18 protein-coding genes are annotated in these 19,075 nt (G+C 71.9%); 11 read left to right on the forward strand and 7 right to left on the reverse strand.

Annotation, left to right across the window (positions count from 1 at the left end):
- Positions 1–5: 5 nt before the first annotated feature.
- The 3 genes from ACLII4_RS09860 to ACLII4_RS09870 all read right to left on the reverse strand — a co-directional run bounded on the left by ACLII4_RS09860 (position 6) and on the right by ACLII4_RS09870 (position 3,317).
- A complete protein-coding gene (locus ACLII4_RS09860; protein ID WP_412067223.1) occupies positions 6–1,565 on the reverse strand; it encodes a GMC oxidoreductase in 1,560 nt (519 codons plus the stop codon).
- A 93-nt stretch (positions 1,566–1,658) separates the two neighbouring features.
- Positions 1,659–2,471 (reverse strand): SDR family oxidoreductase, encoded by an 813-nt coding sequence (locus tag ACLII4_RS09865; RefSeq protein ID WP_412067224.1) that lies wholly within the window; start codon positions 2,469–2,471, stop codon positions 1,659–1,661.
- Positions 2,472–2,567: 96 nt separating this feature from the next.
- Positions 2,568–3,317, reverse strand: a complete 750-nt coding sequence (locus ACLII4_RS09870; RefSeq protein ID WP_412067225.1) for a DUF481 domain-containing protein — start codon at positions 3,315–3,317, stop codon at positions 2,568–2,570.
- 130 nt (positions 3,318–3,447) lie between these two features.
- Here ACLII4_RS09870 and ACLII4_RS09875 point away from each other — a divergent pair, with 130 nt between their 5' ends.
- From ACLII4_RS09875 to fbp, 4 genes are all read left to right on the forward strand, one after another.
- On the forward strand, positions 3,448–4,773 hold the full coding sequence (locus tag ACLII4_RS09875; RefSeq protein WP_412067226.1) for a hypothetical protein: 1,326 nt from the start codon (positions 3,448–3,450) through the stop codon (positions 4,771–4,773).
- Between the two features lie 112 nt (positions 4,774–4,885).
- Complete coding sequence (locus ACLII4_RS09880) at positions 4,886–7,069, forward strand: PAS domain S-box protein (RefSeq protein ID WP_412067227.1); 2,184 nt, start codon at positions 4,886–4,888, stop codon at positions 7,067–7,069.
- On the forward strand, positions 7,066–7,731 hold the full coding sequence (locus ACLII4_RS09885) for a TIGR04282 family arsenosugar biosynthesis glycosyltransferase (RefSeq protein WP_412067228.1): 666 nt from the start codon (positions 7,066–7,068) through the stop codon (positions 7,729–7,731). Before ACLII4_RS09880 ends, ACLII4_RS09885 begins: the two co-directional genes overlap by 4 nt.
- 41 nt (positions 7,732–7,772) lie before the next feature.
- Entirely contained in the window at positions 7,773–8,843 is a 1,071-nt protein-coding gene (fbp, locus tag ACLII4_RS09890) for a class 1 fructose-bisphosphatase (RefSeq protein WP_412067229.1), read from the forward strand.
- 39 nt (positions 8,844–8,882) lie between these two features.
- On the opposite strand, the gene ACLII4_RS09895 is transcribed toward fbp, so the two are convergent.
- Complete coding sequence (locus ACLII4_RS09895; protein ID WP_412067230.1) at positions 8,883–9,329, reverse strand: hypothetical protein; 447 nt, start codon at positions 9,327–9,329, stop codon at positions 8,883–8,885.
- Positions 9,330–9,459: 130 nt separating this feature from the next.
- Here ACLII4_RS09895 and ACLII4_RS09900 point away from each other — a divergent pair, with 130 nt between their 5' ends.
- Complete coding sequence (locus tag ACLII4_RS09900) at positions 9,460–11,967, forward strand: T9SS type A sorting domain-containing protein (RefSeq protein WP_412067231.1); 2,508 nt, start codon at positions 9,460–9,462, stop codon at positions 11,965–11,967.
- A gap of 68 nt (positions 11,968–12,035) precedes the next feature.
- On the opposite strand, the gene ACLII4_RS09905 is transcribed toward ACLII4_RS09900, so the two are convergent.
- A complete protein-coding gene (locus tag ACLII4_RS09905) occupies positions 12,036–12,533 on the reverse strand; it encodes an Hsp20/alpha crystallin family protein (RefSeq protein ID WP_412067232.1) in 498 nt (165 codons plus the stop codon).
- A 178-nt stretch (positions 12,534–12,711) separates the two neighbouring features.
- Here ACLII4_RS09905 and ACLII4_RS09910 point away from each other — a divergent pair, with 178 nt between their 5' ends.
- From ACLII4_RS09910 to ACLII4_RS09935, 6 genes are all read left to right on the forward strand, one after another.
- Positions 12,712–13,419 carry a hypothetical protein gene (locus tag ACLII4_RS09910; protein WP_412067233.1) on the forward strand — a complete coding sequence of 236 codons (708 nt, stop codon included), beginning with the start codon at positions 12,712–12,714 and terminating at the stop codon, positions 13,417–13,419.
- A gap of 28 nt (positions 13,420–13,447) precedes the next feature.
- Complete coding sequence (gene pnuC, locus ACLII4_RS09915) at positions 13,448–14,032, forward strand: nicotinamide riboside transporter PnuC (RefSeq protein WP_412067234.1); 585 nt, start codon at positions 13,448–13,450, stop codon at positions 14,030–14,032.
- Positions 14,019–14,549 (forward strand): AAA family ATPase, encoded by a 531-nt coding sequence (locus ACLII4_RS09920; protein ID WP_412067235.1) that lies wholly within the window; start codon positions 14,019–14,021, stop codon positions 14,547–14,549. The genes pnuC and ACLII4_RS09920 overlap by 14 nt, the downstream gene beginning before the upstream one ends.
- 47 nt (positions 14,550–14,596) lie before the next feature.
- Positions 14,597–15,373 (forward strand): enoyl-CoA hydratase/isomerase family protein, encoded by a 777-nt coding sequence (locus ACLII4_RS09925; RefSeq protein ID WP_412067236.1) that lies wholly within the window; start codon positions 14,597–14,599, stop codon positions 15,371–15,373.
- Between the two features lie 120 nt (positions 15,374–15,493).
- On the forward strand, positions 15,494–16,495 hold the full coding sequence (gene purM, locus ACLII4_RS09930) for a phosphoribosylformylglycinamidine cyclo-ligase (RefSeq protein WP_412067237.1): 1,002 nt from the start codon (positions 15,494–15,496) through the stop codon (positions 16,493–16,495).
- Between the two features lie 4 nt (positions 16,496–16,499).
- The gene (locus tag ACLII4_RS09935) at positions 16,500–17,690 is read left to right on the forward strand and encodes an ATP-binding protein (protein WP_412067238.1); all 1,191 of its coding nucleotides are present in this window, start codon (positions 16,500–16,502) and stop codon (positions 17,688–17,690) included.
- 20 nt (positions 17,691–17,710) lie between these two features.
- On the opposite strand, the gene ACLII4_RS09940 is transcribed toward ACLII4_RS09935, so the two are convergent.
- Both ACLII4_RS09940 and ACLII4_RS09945 read right to left on the reverse strand, forming a co-directional pair.
- Positions 17,711–18,589: a TraB/GumN family protein gene (locus tag ACLII4_RS09940; protein ID WP_412067239.1), complete on the reverse strand. Its 879-nt coding sequence runs from the start codon at positions 18,587–18,589 to the stop codon at positions 17,711–17,713.
- Positions 18,590–18,639: 50 nt separating this feature from the next.
- A complete protein-coding gene (locus ACLII4_RS09945) occupies positions 18,640–19,068 on the reverse strand; it encodes an FKBP-type peptidyl-prolyl cis-trans isomerase (protein ID WP_412067240.1) in 429 nt (142 codons plus the stop codon).
- Between the last annotated feature and the right edge of the window lie 7 nt (positions 19,069–19,075).

Raw genomic sequence — 19,075 nt, forward strand, 5'->3', positions numbered from 1 at the left:
GGGGCTCAGAGCGCCTCTCGCCCGAGGTGGTCGGCCACCCGGTACGCGTTCGCCGCGATCGTCAGCGTCGGGTTGGTCGCCGCCGACGACGGGAAGACGCTCGCGTCGGCCACATAGAGGTTGCTGAGGTCGTGCGCCCGGCCCGCTACATTCACCACGCTTGCGGCCGGGTCTGTCCCCATGCGGAGCGTGCCGCACTGGTGGTTGAGCACGTTGATGGGCATCGGGACACGGATCGTCCGGTCGAAGCCGAGCGGTTCGAGGGCGGCCACCAGCTTGTCGATCAACGCGTCGTGCGAGGCTCGGTTTGTCTCGACGTAGCGGATGCGGATCCCGCCGTCGGGCCCCAGCGTGACGCGGCTCTCGGCGAGCGGCAGGTCCTCCGACTGGGCCCACCAGTCGACGGAGTGGGCGGCGATCGCGTCGGCCTCGGCGGGCGTCATCGCGCCCGGCCCAAGATCCTGGAGGATCTGCCACCCGGCGTGCTTGCCCATCAGGTGGACGTGCCCCAACGGCACGCCGTCCCACCGCGGGTCGCCGGGGGCCCCGAAGTAAAAGTCGTTGACCGCCAGCGTCTTCTGGAAGCGCGTCGGGTTCGGCGTCGCGCTGGCGACGGTGTAGACCTTCGTGGTGAGGTGCCGCATCAAATGGCGGCCGACCAGGCCGGACCCGTTCGCCAGCCCATCGGGGTGGGCGTCGGAGGCCGACCGGAGCAGGAGCGCGGCCGAGTTGATGGCCCCCGCGCACAGCGCGAACACGTCGGCCCGGAACGTCACCGGCTCCCCGTCGACCGTTGCCTCGACGTGCGTGACCGTCCGTCCGCTGGCGTCCGTGACGATTCGCGTCACGTCGGCGCCCGTCACCAAGTCGACGTTGTCGTAGGCGACCGCGGGCTCGACGGAGGCGACTTCAGCGTCGGCCTTGAGGTGGAGGAGGTCCGGGTAGCCGTCGAAGGCGGCGCGGCCGAGCGCGGCGAACGTCTCACGGAGCACGAACGGCCCGTCGCCCGGCCGCTCGTGGCTGAACTTGACGCCCATCGGCAGCTCGAACGCCCGGACGCCCTGCCGGCGGAGCCCCTCTGCAACCTCGGTGATGCGCGGGTCGTGCGCGATGGCGGGGTGCGGAAACGGCCCGCCGGCCGGCGGCTCGAACGGGTCGCCGCCGCGCGAGCCGTGGACGTGGTAGGCCGCCTCGGCGCGGTCGTAGTACGGGGCGAGGTCGGCGTACGAGATCGGCCACCCGGGCGAGACGCCGTCGAGCGTCTGCAGCGGCTCGAAGTCTTGGGGCCGGAAGCGGAGCAGCGCCGAGCCGTAGACCTTCGTGTTGCCGCCGAGCCAGTAGTACATCCCGGGCCGGAAGGGCTCGCCGGTGCGCTCGTCGATCCACGACTCGTCGGCCTTGTAGGCGTCGCGCGTGAACATGGCCTCGGGGTCCCAGTTGCGGGCCTCCCGAGGGAGCGAGCCGAGCCGGTTGAGGAGCAGGATCCGCTTGCCCGTCGGCGCCAGCGCCTGTGCGAGCGCGCCGCCCCCGACCCCGGCGCCGATGATGCAGAGGTCGTAGGTCATTGGCGGGCAGGAATCAGGAAGGCAGGAATCGGAACGCTCTGAAAACGGTGAGGCGGGTTGGGAGGTGGCCAGAGTCCTCACTCCCGCGGCCCACTACCCGCTCCAGGGCGTTTCGAACTCGGGGTAGAGCGTCAGGCCGCCGTCGGCGAACAAGGTCTGTCCGGTGATGTAGGCGGCGTCGTCGCTGGCGAGGAAAGCGATGATCCGGGCGATCTCGGCGGGGTCGGCGATCCGGTCCTGCGGGATGTGGCTCCGGACCACGGCCGCCGCGTCCTCGTCGTCGAGCCAGCTCTGGATGGGCGTCCGCGTGGCCCCCGGGGCGACGCTGTTGACGCGCACGCCGCGCGAGGCGTACTCCAGCGCCAGCGTCTGGGTCAGCCCGTGCAGGCCGTACTTCGACACCGCGTACGACAGGTAGCGCGGGCGGGGGATCTGCTGGTGGACGCTCGACACGTTGACGATGACCCCGCCGGTGGGCGCTCGATCCAGAAACCCCCGAAGCGCCAGCCGCGAGCACAGGAACGCGCCGCGCAGGTTGACCGCGAGCACGCGGTCGAAGTCGGCGGGGTCCGTGAGGTGGCTCGCGGGCTCCTCGATCTGGATCCCCGCGTTGTTGACGAGCACGTCGACGGGCCCCAGCGCGTCGGCGACGGCCGCGAACATCACGGCCACCTGGGCCTCGTCCGACACGTCCGCCTGCACCACGACGACCGTCCCGCTGGCGCCCGCGGCCCGGACGGCGGCCTCGGCCAGCCGGACCGACTCGTCGGCGTTGGCGCGCTCGTCGTCGGTCGGGTAGTTGACGGCGACGTGGGCACCGCGCGCCGCGAGCGCCGTCGCCGTCGCGCGGCCGATGCCGGTCGAGGCGCCAGTGATGAGGGCCGTTCGGCCGGTTAGATCCTGCATGTCCGCGTCGGGGGGGAGTCCGCCGTACCCGGCGCCATTTTCAATCGTTCCTGAAAGTTGACGTGAAGTCCCGGCTATCCGGCTGGAATGTCCCGGCTATCCGGCTGGAATTACGAGCACCAGCCCGTTCTCGATCCGGAAGTCGGTGGGCTCCACCCCGATCGGCGGGCGGCTGTCGTAGCGGAGGTCGGCGCGCACCCGGATCCGCACCCACTTCGTGACGCTCACCTCGACGGCCGCTTGCGTCAGCACGCGGTAGTCGTCGGGGACGCCGATCTGCGGCTGGATGTAGGTCGTCGTCGAGAGGGCGGCGTTCCTGAAGCGGAGCCGCGCCGAGACGTAGCTGCTCGCTCGGACGACGCTCGTCGGCTCGCCCAGGGCCGCGTCCAACACCTCGCGCTCGAACATCGGCAGCAGCCCGGCCGCCAGCCCGACAGAGTCGCGGTCGACCACCTCGTAGCGGAGGCCGGCGCCGAGCAGCGTGCGCGCGCGCAAGCGCTGCGGGCCGTTGCGTTCCACCTGCACGAACGTCTCCCAGACCAGCCGGGGCGCCAGGTCGGTGTTGTAGCGGGCGTGGACGAACGAGCGGTCCACGAACGAAGCGCCGTCGGACTGAGCGAGGTCGAGGCGGCCGACGACGAACGCCAGGTCGTCCTCGAACGCCCGGATGTCGGCGCGGCCCCCCAACCCGATCTGCAAGAAGTTGGCGTTGCCGCGCGCGACCGCCGCCGAGGCGTCAATCGCGAGGTAGAGGACGTCGTCGCCGAGTTGACGCCGCATGCGCTCGGTGTTGACCTGAGCGGTGGCCGGGACGGCGATCAGGAGAGCGAGGAGGGCGGCGCGCATGCATCCGGGGGCGGCGAGCGGCCAAGCTAGAGCGGGGGCGGTCGCCCGCTGGCGCCGGTGCTCCGGCGGTGGCACCTTCCGGCGACCGACTCCTCTTCGCGTGCCCCGATCCCTTCCCTGCTGTGTCGACGTGCCCCAGTCGGAGGCTCTGGTCCGCTATGGGCTGGAGGAGCTGCTGCGTGGCGTGGGCTTGGTGCCCGAGTGGGTCGGCAGGGGAGAGGCCCGCGTCGTGCTGGCGACCGACCCGGCCGGCGCCGACGGCCTCGCGCTCCGCGTGTCGACGGGGGCGCTCGCGGACCTCGCCAGCCCACGAACCCCAGCCGTGGACGCACTCGGGTGGCTCGCGGTCGACGGCAAGCGGTGGCCGGTGCCCGTCGGGCCACCCGGTGAGGCGACGCTGGGCGACGCGGTCGCGAGCGCGGCGTGGTGGCTGGCGGGCCTGCAAGAGCGGGCGTCCGACGCTCGCGACGTACACGGGCGGGTGCCGTTCGCCAGCTCTCTCCAATCCCGCCTCGACGGCCCGGGCGAGGCCACGCGGCCCGCCGTCGATGCCGTTCGCCGGGCGCTGGCGCAAGCCCTTCGCGAGCACGGCATCGAGTCGGCGCCCCAGACGTGGGCCGGGGCGCCCTTTGCCGTCGCCCTCACCCACGACCTCGACGCGCTCCGGCTCCACCGGCTCCGCGCCTTCGCGGGCGGGCTGCGCCAGCTCAACCCGTCACTCGCGGTCCGCCGTGCGCTCGGGCCCGACCGCCGCCGCGCCAGCATCGACGCCTTGGCCGACCTGGGCCGCCGCCACGGCGACGGGGCGACGTGGTTTGTCAAGCCGGGGCGGTGGTCGCCCGAGGACGCGCCCGTCGACCTCGCGGCCGAGGCGGGTCGGGTCCGGACGTTGCCCGGGGAGATTGGCTGGCACCCGGGCTACGGGGCGCACGCCTCGCGCCCACGCCTCGCCGCCGAGCGCGCCGTGTTCGCCGACGCCGTCGGCCACGCGCCATCGCTGGCGCGGACCCACTTCCTGCGCTGGTCCGAGCCCGACACGCCGCGCCTGCTGGCGGGCCTGGGCGTGCGCGTGGACAGCTCACTCGGCTGGGCCGACGCCCCCGGCTTCCGGCGCGGCACCGCCCACCCGTTCCGGCTCTTCGACCTCGACGCCGGGCGCCCGGCCGACCTGTGGGAGATGCCGCTGGGGATCATGGACACGACGCTGACGACGTACCGACGCCTCGACGCCGACGCCCAGGCCGCCGCGCTCGCGGCCGTCGTCGCTGGCGCCCGGGAGGCGGGCGGGTGCGCCGTGATCCTGTGGCACAATCAGCTCGGCGCTGACGACCTCGCCTGGGACCGCCGGCTGGACACCCTCGACCACGCCTTGGGACAGGCCCGCCGGGAGGGCGCGGCGATCGGCCCCCTCGGCACGCTCCTCGACGGGCACCAAGGGCGATCTTGGCGAAGTTGATGCGCGAGGGACCTCTCTTGCGATCGTTGGCACAGAGCTTCCATGTCCCCACTCGGATCGCTCCATGACAGGCGCCGGATCTGCACCGGCGCCTCCCCTGGCCCTCTCCCGCATGCCCCTCTCGACTCTCCCCGACGCCCTGACCTCAGGGGCGGAGCTGCTCAACCGGCTCCCCCTCGGCGTCTCGATCTACCGCCTCGACGATCCGGACGACGCCCTCTCGTTCCGGCTCATCTACGGCAACCCCGCCTCCAGCGAGATCACCGGCCTGGACCTCGCCTCCGAGGTGGGCCGCCTCTTGATCGAGATCGCCCCCGATGTGGAAGAGACCGGAATCCTTGACGCCTACCTCGAGGTGGTCCGCACCAGCGAGCCCCGCGACCTCGGCACCATCGAGTACGGCGACGACCGGATCGCGCGGTCGACGTACGCCGTGCAGGCCGTCCCGATCGACGAGGGCGCGGTCGCCGTCGTGTTCGACGATGTCTCCGACCGCCACGAAGTGCTGGCGCTGCGCGAGGCCCAGGAAAAGCTGGCCCAGCAGGAAGACCGCTCGCGGACGCTCTTGGACGCGCTCGGCGACGTCATCTTCGTCTACCCCTTGCGCCCCGACGGCCCGGGCTCGTTTATCGCCTTCAACGCCGCCGCCGTCAGCCGCTACGGGTACTCCGCCGACGAGCTCCGCGAGATGTCCATCGCGGACATCATCGACACCAAACGGTTCGACGCCGGGATGGCCGTGGAGGAGCTCCGGCGCGAGCGGAAAGGGCAGTTCGAGTCGGTCCACCGCACCCGCGACGACCATCGCCTCTACATGTCGACGTCGGCCCGGCTGGTGGAGTACGACGGCCAGCTCTGCGTGGTGTCGCTCAGCCGCGACGACGCCAACCGGCGCCAGTTTCGCCGCGACATCGCCCGCGCGAACCGCGTTCTCGAAGACGCGGTCGCCGAGCGGACCGGGCAGCTCGAGGCGTTCTCCGAGGACCTCAAGATCCTGCACAGCATCACGACGGCCGACCACGCGTCTGCCGAGGCGCGCTACGACGCCTACCTGGCAGCCGGGTGCGAGATGTTCGACCTGCCCGTCGGGATCCTGGCGGCGACCCCATTCGACGCCACCACGGGCAAGAGGCTCTACCGGCTCGAGGCCATCGTCTCGCCGGACCCCTCGGTGCAGCCCGGGCTCACGATCCCCATTCAGGAAGCCTTCTGCGACGCCGTCGTGAACTCGGGGGCGACGGTCGCCTATGCCGACGCGGCCGACGACGTGCCCGATCACCCCGCCTGTACCGACCGGGGGTTCCGGGCGTACATCGGCTCGCCGGTGATCGTGGACGGGGAGATGTTCGGGACGCTCAACTTCATCTCGCCTGAGCCGCGGCCCGGCGGGTTCACCGCGACAGAGCGCGACCTGCTCGAAGTGATGACGCAGGCCGTCGGTCGCCAGATCTCGCTTGACCGGGCCGAGCGGAGCCGCATCGAGGCCGAGACGCTGTACCGGTCGGTGCTGGAGTCGGCCTCCGAAGGGATCTACGGCCTCGACCGCGAGGGCAAGACCACGTTCGTCAACGCGGCGGCCGTGGAGATGACGGGGTGGACCGTGCCCGAGCAGGTCGGCTCGCACCAGCACGACCTCATCCACCACCACCGGCCCAACGGGAAGCCCTACCCGGCCGCCGACTGCCTGATCTACGCGACCCTGCAGGACGGCAAGCCGCGCACCTGCGAGACCGAGGTGTTCTGGCGCAAGGACGGGTCGGCGTTCCCGGTGTCGTACGCCGTCACGCCCATCCTGGAGGATGGGGACGTGGCGGGCGCCGTCGTGCTGTTCCGCGAGCGCCTGCCCGAGGTGCTCGCCGCCGGCGACGCCGACCGCGCCGTCGCGCTGCTCCGGTCGGTGATGTCGGCCACGCCGGACGGCGTGATGGCGTTCACCGCCGTCCGCCAGGAGGGGGCCGTGGTCGACTTCGAGATCATCCTGGTCAACCCCCGCGCCGGCGAGATTCTGGGCCGCCCGCCCGCCGGGATGATCGGCCATCGCCTGCTCGACGTGTTTCCGGGGACCGTCGAGGCCGGGCTGTTCGCGATGTACGCCGGCGTCGCCGACGGGGACGGGCCCTCCAGCGTCGTCGTCCCGTACGACACCGACGGGCTCTCCGGCTCGTTCCGCGTCTCCGTCGTGCCCTTGCCGAGCGAGGACGGCGTGATCATCACCTTCGCCGACGTGGTCGAGGCCGAGCTCCTCGACATCGACCTCGAGGCGCTGGCGGACGGCCCTGGGCCCGACGACCTATGAGCGCGGCCCTGCTCGTCTTCGCGAAGGCGCCCGTCCCCGGCCAGGTAAAAACCCGCCTCAGCCCGGCGCTCGCGCCCGCCGACGCGGCCGCGCTCTACGACGCGTTCCTGCGCGACGCGCTCGACCGCTACGCCGCGCTGGCGCCAGCCGTGGCCGTCCGGCTCCACCTCGCGGGCGGCACGCTGGCCGATGTCCCGGAAGCCATCGACGTGCGCGGGCAGCGGGGGCGGGGGCTGGGCGAGCGGATGCTCTACGCCTTCGTCGAGGCCTTCGCCGCCGGCCACGACCGCGCCGTCGTCATCGGGACCGACCACCCGACGCTCCCGATGCCCTTCGTCGAGCTCGCCCTCGACGCGCTTCGCACCCCGATGACGGCCGTGATCGGGCCCAGCGACGACGGCGGCTACACCCTCCTCGGGCTCAACGAGATCGTCCCGGACCTTTTCGACATGGACTACAGCCACGACCGCGTCTTTCAGGACACGCTCGACCGCGCCGGCCAGGCCGGGCTCCAGCCCGTCGTGCTCCCCGCCCACTACGACGTCGACGACGGCGCGTCGCTGGCGCGGCTCGTCGGCGAGTGGCGCGACGGGGCCGACGTGGGCGGCCGCACGGCGGACGTGCTCCGAAGCCTCACCACGGCGGGTCGGCTGGCGGGCTAGCTTGCGCGCTCCGGTAGCGCTTTCAAGACCCTCAGCACTCCATGGACCTCTCCTCGAACGGCGCCTCCGGCTCCACGCTCGCCACGGGCGGCGGCTCGCTCACCACCCTCGAGCAGTTCATCATCGAGCGCGAGGTGGATACGCCCGGCTCGAAGGGCCAGTTTTCGCGCCTGCTGCGCGACATCGTGATCGCGGCCAAGATCGTCGACCGCGACGTCCGCAAGGCCGGGCTCGTCGACATCTTCGGCGACACGGGCGACGTCAACGTGCAGGGCGAGGTCCAAAAGAAGCTCGACCTGCTGGCGCACGAGGAGTTCGTCCGCGCGCTGCGGCGCGGCGGCGAGGTCTGCCTGATCGGCTCTGAGGAGCACGCCGAGGCGATTCCGCTCCTGTTCGACGACTGCCAGGGCAAGTACGTCGTCCTCTTCGACCCGCTCGACGGGTCCTCGAACGTCGACGTCAACGTCTCGATCGGGACCATCTTCTCGATCTACCGGGTGCCGGACGACCACGTCGGCCGCGTCACGATGGCGAGCGCGCTGCAGCGCGGCCGCGAGCAGGTCGCCGCCGGCTACGTCGTCTACGGGTCCTCGACGATCCTGGTCTACACGACCGGGAACGGCGTCAACGGCTTCACGCTCGACCCGTCCATCGGCGAGTTCCTGCTCTCGCACCCCGACATCACGACGCCCGATCGGGGCGTGATCTACTCGATCAACGAAGGCAACTACAACTCGTGGGAGCCGGGCCTCAAGGAGTACATCAAATGGATGCAGACGGAGGCGCCCGACGACGACCCGCCCCGACCCTACACGACGCGCTACATCGGGTCGTTCGTGGCCGACTTCCACCGCAATCTGATGAAGGGCGGCGTCTACATCTACCCGACCAACACGCGCAACCCGAACGGCAAGCTGAGGCTGATGTACGAGGCCAACCCGATGGCCTTCATCGTGGAGCAGGCGGGCGGGCGCGCGGAGACGGGTAGCGGCTCAATCTTGGACGTGGAGCCGCAGGCGCTGCACGACCGCACGCCAGTCGTTATTGGCAGCCCGGCCATGGTCGCCGACGCCGTCGCCTTCATGGCCGGCGAGCGCACGTCATCCGACTGACGCCCCGCTGGCGACGGTCGCCAGCGGGACGTTAGTCGCTCAGAACCGGAAGCCGGCCCGAACGCGCAAGTCGCTGATGTCGCCGAACCCGACGGCGCCCTCGACGAACACGCGGTTGACCTCGACGCCGCCGCCGAGGTTGAGCCCGACTTCTGTGTTGTCGATCACGCCGGAGTCGAAGTACTCGACGGTCACGCCACCCTTGGCGTAGGGCATGAGCGGCCCGCCCGTGTCGAACCGAGCGATGAGGTCGCCATCCGCGCGGACGTAGGTCGCATCGCTATCGAAAAAGATGAACTCGACGGACGGCCGGATGGCGGGCTGCAAGGGGGCGGCCACCAGGGGCGCGGCGAACTCGAACGCGAGCCCGAGCGTGGCGGCCTCGGCGTCGATGTCATAGCCAATCATCGGCGCGAAGCTGACCTGGGCGCGGACGGGCGCCAGCGACACGAGGACGACCAAGAGGAGGGGGAGGAGAAGACGCATGGTTCCGGAGGGGGTGGGGGGGATGGAGCCGTCGTCAGCATAGCCCTCGGGTGCCAATCCGCAAGTAGGTGCGCCCCTTCAATCGTGACTGCGCCGCCGACGATCTTGCGGGGGCACTCCGCTCGTAGCCATGTCCCAGGTCTCGTCCGAGGGGCGCTTCCGCGCCGTCGCCGTCGTCGCCGCCCTCCTCATCGCGGTTGTTGCGGCGTGGGTCCTCCAGTCGGCCGGCGTTCCGCAGCCGCCGGCCGACGAGACGCCGGGCCCCGTCGAGCCCGACGACGCGTTCTTTCGCCAGCGGGCCTTCCCCGTCGGCCGGATCGACGGCGAGGCGCTCCGCCAAGCGGCTCGCGACGTGGCGTCTCGGTTGCCGGCGCGCACGACGGGGACGGGCTGGCGGTTTGCGGGGCCCACGAATGTGTCCGGCCGCGTGACGGCGCTCGCGGTCGAGTCGTTCGACCGGTTCACCGTTGGCACGGCGACGGGCGGGCTGTTCCAGACCTCTGACGGTGGCGCCAGCTTCACGGCGGTTGGGGGCGACGCCTTCACCGCGCCCGTCGGCGCGCTCGCGCTCGACCCGTCGGATCCGGGCACGCTCTACGTCGGGACCGGCGAGGCGAACGGGGGCGGCGGGTCGGTCGCCTTCGAGGGCTCGGGCGTCTGGCGGACGCGCGACGGCGGCGCCAGCTTCGAGCCGCTCGGACTCGAGCGGACCGCGTCGATCGGCCGGCTCGCCGTCGATCCGACGGACCCCGACGTGCTGCTCGTCGCCGCGATGGGCGCGCTCTACACCGACACGCCCGATCGGGGCGTCTACCGCTCCGACGACGGCGGCGCCAGCTGGACGCAGACGCTGTTCGTGGACGAGGGGACGGGCGCCATCGACCTCGCGATCCATCCGACGCACCCGGACACGGTCTTTGCGGCGACGTGGGAGCGGAGCCGACGGCTGGAAAGGCGCGACTATGGCGGCCCGGGTTCGGGCGTCTGGCGCTCCGCCGACGGCGGCCGGACGTGGGCGCCGCTGGCGGGAGGCCTGCCCACGGGCGACGACGTGGGCCGCATCGGCCTGTCGATCGCCGCCTCGCGGCCCTCGACGGTCTATGCCGCCGCGACCGACGCGACGGGCTTCCTGTCCGGCCTCTACCGCTCCGACGACGGCGGCGACACCTGGGCGCGCCAGCCGGGGAGCGTCTTCTCGCCCAGCTACGGGTGGTGGTTCGGCCAGGTCCGCGTCGACCCAACCGACTGGCGCACCGTCTACCTGCCGTGGTTCGAACTCGGGAAGTCGACCGACGGCGGCGCCAGCTTTTTCGACGCGAACGGCGGGATGCACGTCGACCACCACGCGCTGTGGATCGACCCGTCAGATCCGGACCGGCTGATCGCGGGGAACGACGGGGGCGTCTACCGATCCGAGACCGGCGGCGACTTGTGGCGCGCCGCTGCCGGGCTCCCCTCGACCCAGTTCTACACCGTCGACGCGGACCGCGGGCGGCTCGTCGGCGGGACGCAGGACAACGGGACCGTCCTCGATACGGGCGGCACGCCGATGTGGACCGACGTGTTCGGGGGCGACGGCCAGTACACGCGCTTCGACCCGTCCGACCCGGACGTGCTCTACGTCTCGTACCAGTACGGCAACTTCTTGCGCACCTCGCCCGATGGCGGAGGCGCACGGTTTATCTCGCCCAACGCGTCGCGCTGGAACTGGAGCGCGCCCCTCGAGCTGTCGCCGTTCGACCCAAGCGAGCTCTACGTCGGCTCCGACCGCGTCCACCGCTCGCGGGATCGGGGCGAGACGTGGACGGTGATCTCGCCGTCGCTGGCGCCGGGGGGCGCGGCGGGCAACCTGGTCTACAAGACGATCACCACGATCTCGGCCTCGCCCGCAGCGCCGGGCGTGCTGTGGGCGGGGACCGACACGGGCCGAGTCTGGCGCACGACGGACGACGGGGACACGTGGGTCGAGGTCTCGGCGGGGCTCCCCGAGCGCTGGATTACGCGGGTGACCGCGCATCCGACGCGATCCGGGACGGCTGCCGTCACCGTCTCCGGCTTCCGGTGGGCCGAGTCCGCCGCCCAGGTCTTCCGCACCGACGACGGCGGCGCGACGTGGACGCCGCTCGCGGATGGCCTGCCTGACGCGCCCGCGAACGACGTGCTCTTCCTGCCGACCGACGACGGGCTCGCGGTCGCCACCGACGTGGGCGTCTTCCTGTCGACCGGCGGGGCCGGGTGGGCACCGCTCGCGTCCGGACTGCCCGTCGTCCCCGTCACCGACCTCGACCTCGACGGCACCCTGCTGGCAGCGGCCACGTACGGCCGAGGGGTTTACACCGTCGACCTCGGGACGGTGACGACAGCCTCGGCCCCGCCAGCCGCCGTGTCCGTTCGCGTCGGCCCGAATCCGACTCGGTCCGCCGTCTCGATCCGCGTCGCGCCAGCCCGACCCGGCCCCGTCGAGGTGGCCGTGTTCGACGTGCGCGGCCGGCGGCTGGCGACGCTGTACGACGGGACGCTCGCGAGCGAGCGGGTGCTCCGGTGGGTCGGGGACCGCGTGCCGGCCGGCGTCTACGTCGTCCGCGTGACAGCGGGCGGGCGGACCGTCTCGCGCCGAGTGACGGTGTTGGCGCGGTAAACCGCTGTCCGCAAACGACGGCGCCCCGAGCCGAAGCCCGAGGCGCAGGTCGTGAGCGGGGGAGAGGGTTAGTCGGCCTCCACCGGCTCGGAGGCCCCGACGTGGCCGTCGCCCGCGTGCTGGGCAAGCCGCGAGCGTGTGCCGACCGGGATCCGGCGCGGCTGCACCGCCGGGCTCTTGCCGACGCGGAGCGTCAGGACACCATCATCGAACGTGGCCTCGATGGCGTCGTCGTCGACGTCGGTGCCCAATGTGAACGAGCGGAAAAAGCGGCCGTAGGCGCGCTCGACACGGTGGAAGCGGCCGTCGGTCTGCTCGTCGGCGCGGCGGCGCTCGCCGGAGATCTTGAGCGTGCCGTCGTCGAGCGTCACGTCGAGCGTGTCGCGGTCGATGCCGGGGAGGTCGAGGCTGAGGACGTAGGCGTCGTCGGTCTCGGAGACGTCGGAGCGGGGCGTCCACACGGCCTCGGCGTCGCGGTCACCACGCGACACGTCGTCGAAGAGGCGGTCCATCTCCCGGCGCAGGATGGCGAAGTCGCGGCCGGGGCGGAACGGGATCGTCGTCATAGGAGGGGAGGGGATGGATGGAACAGGGTGCCCGGAGGGCGGAGACCGGGGATTCAGACTCCGTGCCACACCCGTTATTGGAACAAGTTGTCAGTCGTTGCGCCCGTCCGGCTGTCAGGCTGACACCGAGAACAGCGCCGCCGGCGCGGGGTAGGCCCCGCCGACTGACAGTTTTTCCGTGCTCCCTGACACCTTCGTCCGCCCGCCCCTCGACCTGACCTTCGAGGGCTTCCCGCCCGAGGGCTACGACGCCCTCGCGGCCCTGCGCGCCGACCCCCACATCGGCACCTATCAAGAGCTCAAGCCGATCCTCGACCGCGCCGTCATGGCCCCGTTCAAGCGCTACCGCGACGACCTCGCCGTCAACTGGGTGCTCCCGAATGGCCTGCCCTTCGAGACCGAGCGCAACGTGTTCTCGCGGATCCTGAAGAACGACTTCGGCCGGGGCGGCTCCCACAGCCACCTGTGGATGAGCTTCTACCGCCTGCCCCGCAAGCGGCTCACCGACGTCCAGCTCAGCCACGCCGTCTATCCGGACGGCTTCCGGTGGGGGCTGTACATCGGCAGCTACGCGACGGGCCTGTTCGGCCCCGCCCGGTCCCGGCTGGTCGATCAGCCCGCCGAGTCGCTCCCGATCCTCAACGCCCTGCTGGCGAGCGGCTACCGGCTGGCGTTCGCCCCGCACGTCACCAAGCCCGAGGGGCACCCCGAGTTTTCGGAGCCGCATGATGCGATCCCCGACGGGCTGGCGCGAGCCAAGGGGATCTGGGTGATGCGGAAGATCTCCCGCGAGCAGGCGGAGGCGCTGGGGGGGGGGCTCGTCGGCGCGGCCATCGACGCCCAGGAAGAGCTGTGGCCGCTGTACCGGTTCCTGGTGGGGGAGTAGCCGTTGGCCGGTTCGGGTAGCTTGCGCCATGAGCCTGGAGATCGCCGCCAACGTCGCCCTCGTCGCCTCGGTGTATCTCGCCCGGCGCAACAGCGTCCACACGTGGTGGACGGGGATGGTGGCCGTGTCGCTGTTCGCGGTCCTGTTCGCCGGCGCCAAGCTCTACGCCGACGTCGTGCTCCAGGCCTTTTTCCTCGGGACGTGCGTCGTCGGCTGGTGGACGTGGCGGTTCGGGGGCGAGGGCCGGACCGAGCTGCCGATCTCGACACTCGCGCCGCGCCAGCGGGGCATCGCGCTGGCGGCCGTCGCGCTCGCGGTGGTCTTCTTTGGGACCGTCTTCGACCGCTTCACCGACGCCGCGCTGCCGTACCCCGACTCGTTCATCCTGGGCGGGAGCGTCGTCGCCCAACTCCTGATGATGCGCCGGGTGATCGACCACTGGGCGCTGTGGATCGCCGTCGACGTGGTGGCGGTCGTCGTCTACGGCACGAAGGCGCTGTACCTGACGGCGGGCGTGTACGCGGTCCTGCTGGCGCTGTGCGTGCAGGGCATCGTGCAATGGCGCCGGATCGTCGCGGAGCAGACCGAGGAGGGGAGTTTTGCCGTCGCGTAGCGGACCGGTCCAGCGCGTCGCTTTTCTGGGCGCCGAGTCGACGGGCAAGACGACGCTGGCGCAAGCGGTCGCGAACGCGCTGGGCGAGCCCTACGTCGAGGAAGTCGGGCGGCGGCTCTACGTGGAGGCCGGCGGCGACCTCCCGCTGGCGGAGTACGTGACGATCTGCCGCGAGCAGGTCGCGCTCGAAGACGCGCTGGCGCCTCGCGCGAGCCGCGTTCTGCTCGTCGACACGAATGCGTTGACGACGCAGCAGTACGCCTTCTTTTTCTTCGGCGCGTGCCCCCCCGAGGTCCAGGCGTATGCCGATCGGTGCCGCGAGCGGTACGCCCACACCGTCGTCTGCGCGCCCGACCTCCCGTTCGACGTGGACGGCCACCGGGCGCACCCCGAGGTGCAACGGTATCAGGACGGCGCGATCCGCAACGACTTGACCGTGCGCGGCATCCCGTACACCGTCGTCGGCGGGTCGCTGGCGGAGCGCGTGGCGGCGGTGCGCGAGCTGCTGGGCGTCTGAGGCGACGGGCGTTGGGGCGATCTTCCAGACTCCCTGCCTCTCCGCCCGTGCTCACGTCCTCCCTCGACGGCCCCGTCCTCACGCTCACCCTGGACCGCCCCGAGGTCCGCAACGCGCTGTCCGCCGAGCTGGTGGCCGCACTCACCGACGCGCTCGCCGAGGCTGGGCGCGACGCCGCCGTCCGCGTCGTCGTGCTGACCGGGACCGGACGGGCGTTCTCCGCGGGCGCCGACCTGTCCGCGCTGCAAGCGCTGGCGTCCGCGAGTGCTGAGGTCAACCTCGCGGACTCCGAGCTGCTGGCGCGGTTGTTCGAGACGATCTACACGTTGCCCAAGCCCGTCGTGGCGAAGGTGCAAGGCCACGCGATTGCAGGCGGCTGCGGGCTGGCGGCGGTCTGCGACGTTTCCCTCGTGGCCGACGGCGTCAAACTGGGGTTTACCGAGACGCGGATCGGGTTCGTCCCGGCGATCGTGTCCGTCTTCGTGGTCCGCAAGCTGGGCGAGGCCGCCGCCCGCGACCTGCTGCTGAGGGGACACCTCATCGACGCGGGCGAGGCCGAGCGGATCGGGCTCGTCACGCGCGCCGTCGCGCCCGACGACCTCGACGACGCGACGGACGCGCTGTGCCGCGAGCTGGCGACCGAGACCAGCGCGAGCGCCGTCGCGCTCACCAAGCGCCTGCTGGCGGACGTGCCTTCGATGGGGCTCTCGGAGGGTCTGTCGTACGCGACGCGCCTCAACGCGCTCGCTCGGGCGACCGACGACTGCCGCGCCGGCGTCGCAGCGTTCTTGGGCAAGACGGACCCGCCGTGGCGGACGGGGTGAACACCGCGCGTGCGGTGGCTTGTCGCGGACGCCCGCGGACCACGGCGTCGCTCTCCGTGCTCTCTTCCAGCCCCGCGCCCCCCGCGCCCCGCTAGCTTGCCGGTCCACACGCGCGAGCCCATGGCCACGTACAAAGAAGCCGGCGTCGACATCGAAGCGGGCGAGGAAGCCGTCCGGCGGATCACCAAGCACGTCCGGGGCACGTTCACGCCCGGCGTCTTGACCGACGTCGGCGCGTTCGGCGGGCTCTTCGCCCTCAACCGCGAGCAGTACCGCGACCCCGTGCTGGTGTCGTCGATGGACGGCGTCGGGACCAAGCTGAAGGTGGCCCAGCGCGTCGACCGCCACGGGACGGTCGGCCAGGACCTGGTGAACCACTGCGTCAACGACATCGCGGTGAGCGGTGCCCGCCCGCTGTTCTTCCTCGACTACTTCGCCTCCGGCACCGTTCGACCCGACGTGGTCGAGTCGGTCGTCATGGGGTTTGCGCAGGCGTGCAAAGAAAATGGCTGCGCGCTGATCGGCGGGGAGACGGCCGAGATGCCCGACATGTATCGGCCCGGCGAGTACGACTTGGCCGGCACGATCGTCGGCGTCGTCGAGCGCGACGCGATCATCGACGGCTCGCAGATCGGGGCGGGCGACGTGCTGCTCGGACTGCCCTCGACGGGGCTCCACACGAACGGCTACACGCTGGCGCGCAAGGTGCTCTTCGACTGGTTCGTGGCGGCCGACACGCCGGACGAGCTGGGCGGCGAGAGCATCGGCGACGCGCTCCTGCGCGTCCACAAGAGCTACCTCGACGCCATCCAGGCGATGATGTCGGAGGGCCTGGCGCACGGGTTCTCGCACGTCACCGGCGGCGGGCTCGTGGGCAACACGAACCGGATCCTGCCCGACGGACTGGCGCTCGACGTGGACTGGGACGCGTGGACCCGGCCGCCGCTGTTCAAGCTCATCCAGGAGATCGGCGAGGTCCCCGAGGATGACATGCGGCGGACGTTCAACTTGGGCGTCGGGCTCGTCGCCGTCGTCCCGGAGGGGTCCGTCGGACGGACACTGACGGTGCTCGGCGCGCTGGGGCAGCCAGCGTTCCGGATCGGCAGCGTCGTCGCCGCCTAGCGCCATGTGGAGCCGCGTCATCGGGCAGGAGCGGGCGACGGACTTGTTGGCGCACGCGCTCGCCAGCGGCCGCGTGGCGCACGCGTACCTGCTCCACGGCCCGGCGGGGACCGGCAAGCGGGCCGCCGCACTGGCGTTCGCCCAGGCGCTCCTGTGCGAGCGGCGCGGGCGGCCGGGCGGGCCCGAGGGCGACGCGTGCGGGACGTGCCTCGCTTGCACCAAGGCCGCCCGCTTGATCCACCCCGACCTCCACGTCTACCTCCCGTTCCCGAAGACGAGCAAGGGCGCCGACAAGGACGACCGGCCGGGCGACTACCCCGACCGGCTGGCGCGGCTCGCCGCCGAGCCCTACGCGCCGGTCGACTACCGCCAGCGCGGCGCGCTCGACGACGACGGGCCCAGCAACAAGCAGGTCGAGCACCGCAAGCGGCCCATCGACGAGCTGCTCCGCCGCGAGATGACGTTCGTCCCCGCCGAGGGCCGCCACGTCGTCGGCGTGCTGACGGACGCGGACCGCATCCGGACGGCGGCAGCCAACTCGATCTTGAAGCTGCTCGAAGAGCCGGGCCCCGACGTGGTGCTCGTGCTCACCGCCGAGCGGCTGGACCTGGTGCTCCCGACGATCCTGTCGCGGTGCCAGCGCGTGCGGTTCGACCCGCTGGCGCCCGAGGTCATCGAGGCCGCCCTGGTCGCGCGCTCGCGCGTGCCGGCGGACGAGGCGGCCGTCGCGGCGCGGATGGCCGACGGATCGTACACGCGAGCCCTCGAGGTGTGGGGCAGCCCCGCCGTCGGCGGACAGCGGCTGCTCGCGCTTGAGTTCGTCCGCGCGGCGTGGGGCGGGCGTCCGGACAAGGTCTCGCCCGTCGTGCAGACGGCCACCAAGCTCGGCCGCGAGGGCATCAAGACGTGGCTCGGGCTGGTTTCGCTGTGGATCCGCGACTTGGTGCTGGCGCAGGTCGGCGGGCCGGGCGCGCCGATCGTCAATGTCGACCAAGCCGACAATGTCCACAAGTTCGTCGCCGCGCTCCCGCACGCGGACCTCGGCGCGATGGCGGACCTCGTCGAGCAGGCGGCCGATGCCATCCAGGCGAACGCGAATGCGGGCCTGGTGCTGACCACGCTGGCGCTGGCGCTTCGCGACGCGATGCACGGGCGGTCGACGGGACACTTGGTGCAGCCGCTGGACGCGGCCTAGCGCCGCAGACCGCGCGAGCCCTACATCCGGCGGACTTTGACGCCCTCTGCGCGGAGCAGCGCAATCACGTTGTCCGGGCCCACCAGATGGCCCGCGCCGACGACGACCAGCGACACGTCGCCCTGTCGGTCGAGCAGAGCGACGATGGCCGGGAGCCACGCCCGGTTGCGGCGGGCGAGCAGCGACTCGAACACCTCGCCATCCCCTAGTTCATGGGCCAGGACGGCCGACAACCGGTCATCGTCGCCCGAGCCCCAGGCGTCGACGAGTTCGTCGAAGGCGGCGGCGGCCCCGGCAGAGGTGGCGACGAGGTCCATCAGGTACGCGACCTGCCCGGTGTCGGAGAGCCGGTCGAAGGCGGCGATCTGGTCCGCGAGTGTCTCCAGTGCGACGATCTCTTTGCCCGCCTCCCCAGCCCGGCGGAAGAGGTAGGCGTCCACGCCCTCGCCGAAGGTGCCGTCGCCCTTGAGCGACAGCATCCCGTACGTCATCCCCGCGAACCAGGGCTCGTAGGGGTCCAGCATCTGGGCTGGCATCCCGAGCCCCTCCATCGACGCGTAGAGCGCCGCGCGCTGGTCGTCGTCGAGGAGGTCGCCGACTGACGCCTCGTCGGTGGCGGCGGCGAACAAGTCGGCGGCCCGCGCGGAAGCGGCGTCGAGGTCGATCTCGAAGGCGACGGTGGAGGCGGCCGTAAACAGAGCCTCGACGTGCGCGGGGAGAGGCAGCGCGCCCTGCGGGAGCACGTGCACCGAACCCAGCAGGTACACCTTGGCCCCCTCCCTCTCGGCGAGGTAGAGAGGTGGGCGGCGGGCGTCCGTCTGCGCAGCCGCGCCGAAGGCCACCGCCAGCAGGGCCGTGAGGGTCAGGGCGGAGCGACCTGCGGACGGGAGCAGAGACATGGCGTCGGGGGCGTGCGGCGAGCTCACCCAACGGCCGGGGCGCCGCGGGGTTACGAGGCGGTATCGACCAGCCGGAGGTCGAACGTGAGGGCCTGGCCCGCGAGCGGGTGGTTGGCGTCGAGCGTCACGGTGTCGTCGCTCACCTCGACGATCTGGGCCTCGGCGGAGCCGCCGCCCTGCAAGCCGAGCTGGACGCCCAGGCCGGGCTCGAGCGCGGCGCCCTCCGGAAAGGCCGTGCGGGGTGCCTGGAGCACCAGGTCGTCGCGGCGCTCGCCGTAGGCGTCGGCCGCGTCGAGGCGAACCGTCTTCTCGTCGCCGACCTCCATGCCGGTGACGGCGGCGTCGAAGCCGGCGACGACCTGGCCAGCGCCGAGCGTGAAGCGGAGCGGCTCGCGGCCCTCCGACGAGTCGAACGGCGTGCCGTCGTCGAGACGGCCGGCGTAGTGAACGGAAACGGTGTCGCCAGACTGCGCGGGCATCTTTCGG

The organism is Rubrivirga aquatilis, assembly GCF_046845665.1.
Classification (GTDB): Bacteria; Bacteroidota; Rhodothermia; order Rhodothermales; family Rubricoccaceae; genus Rubrivirga.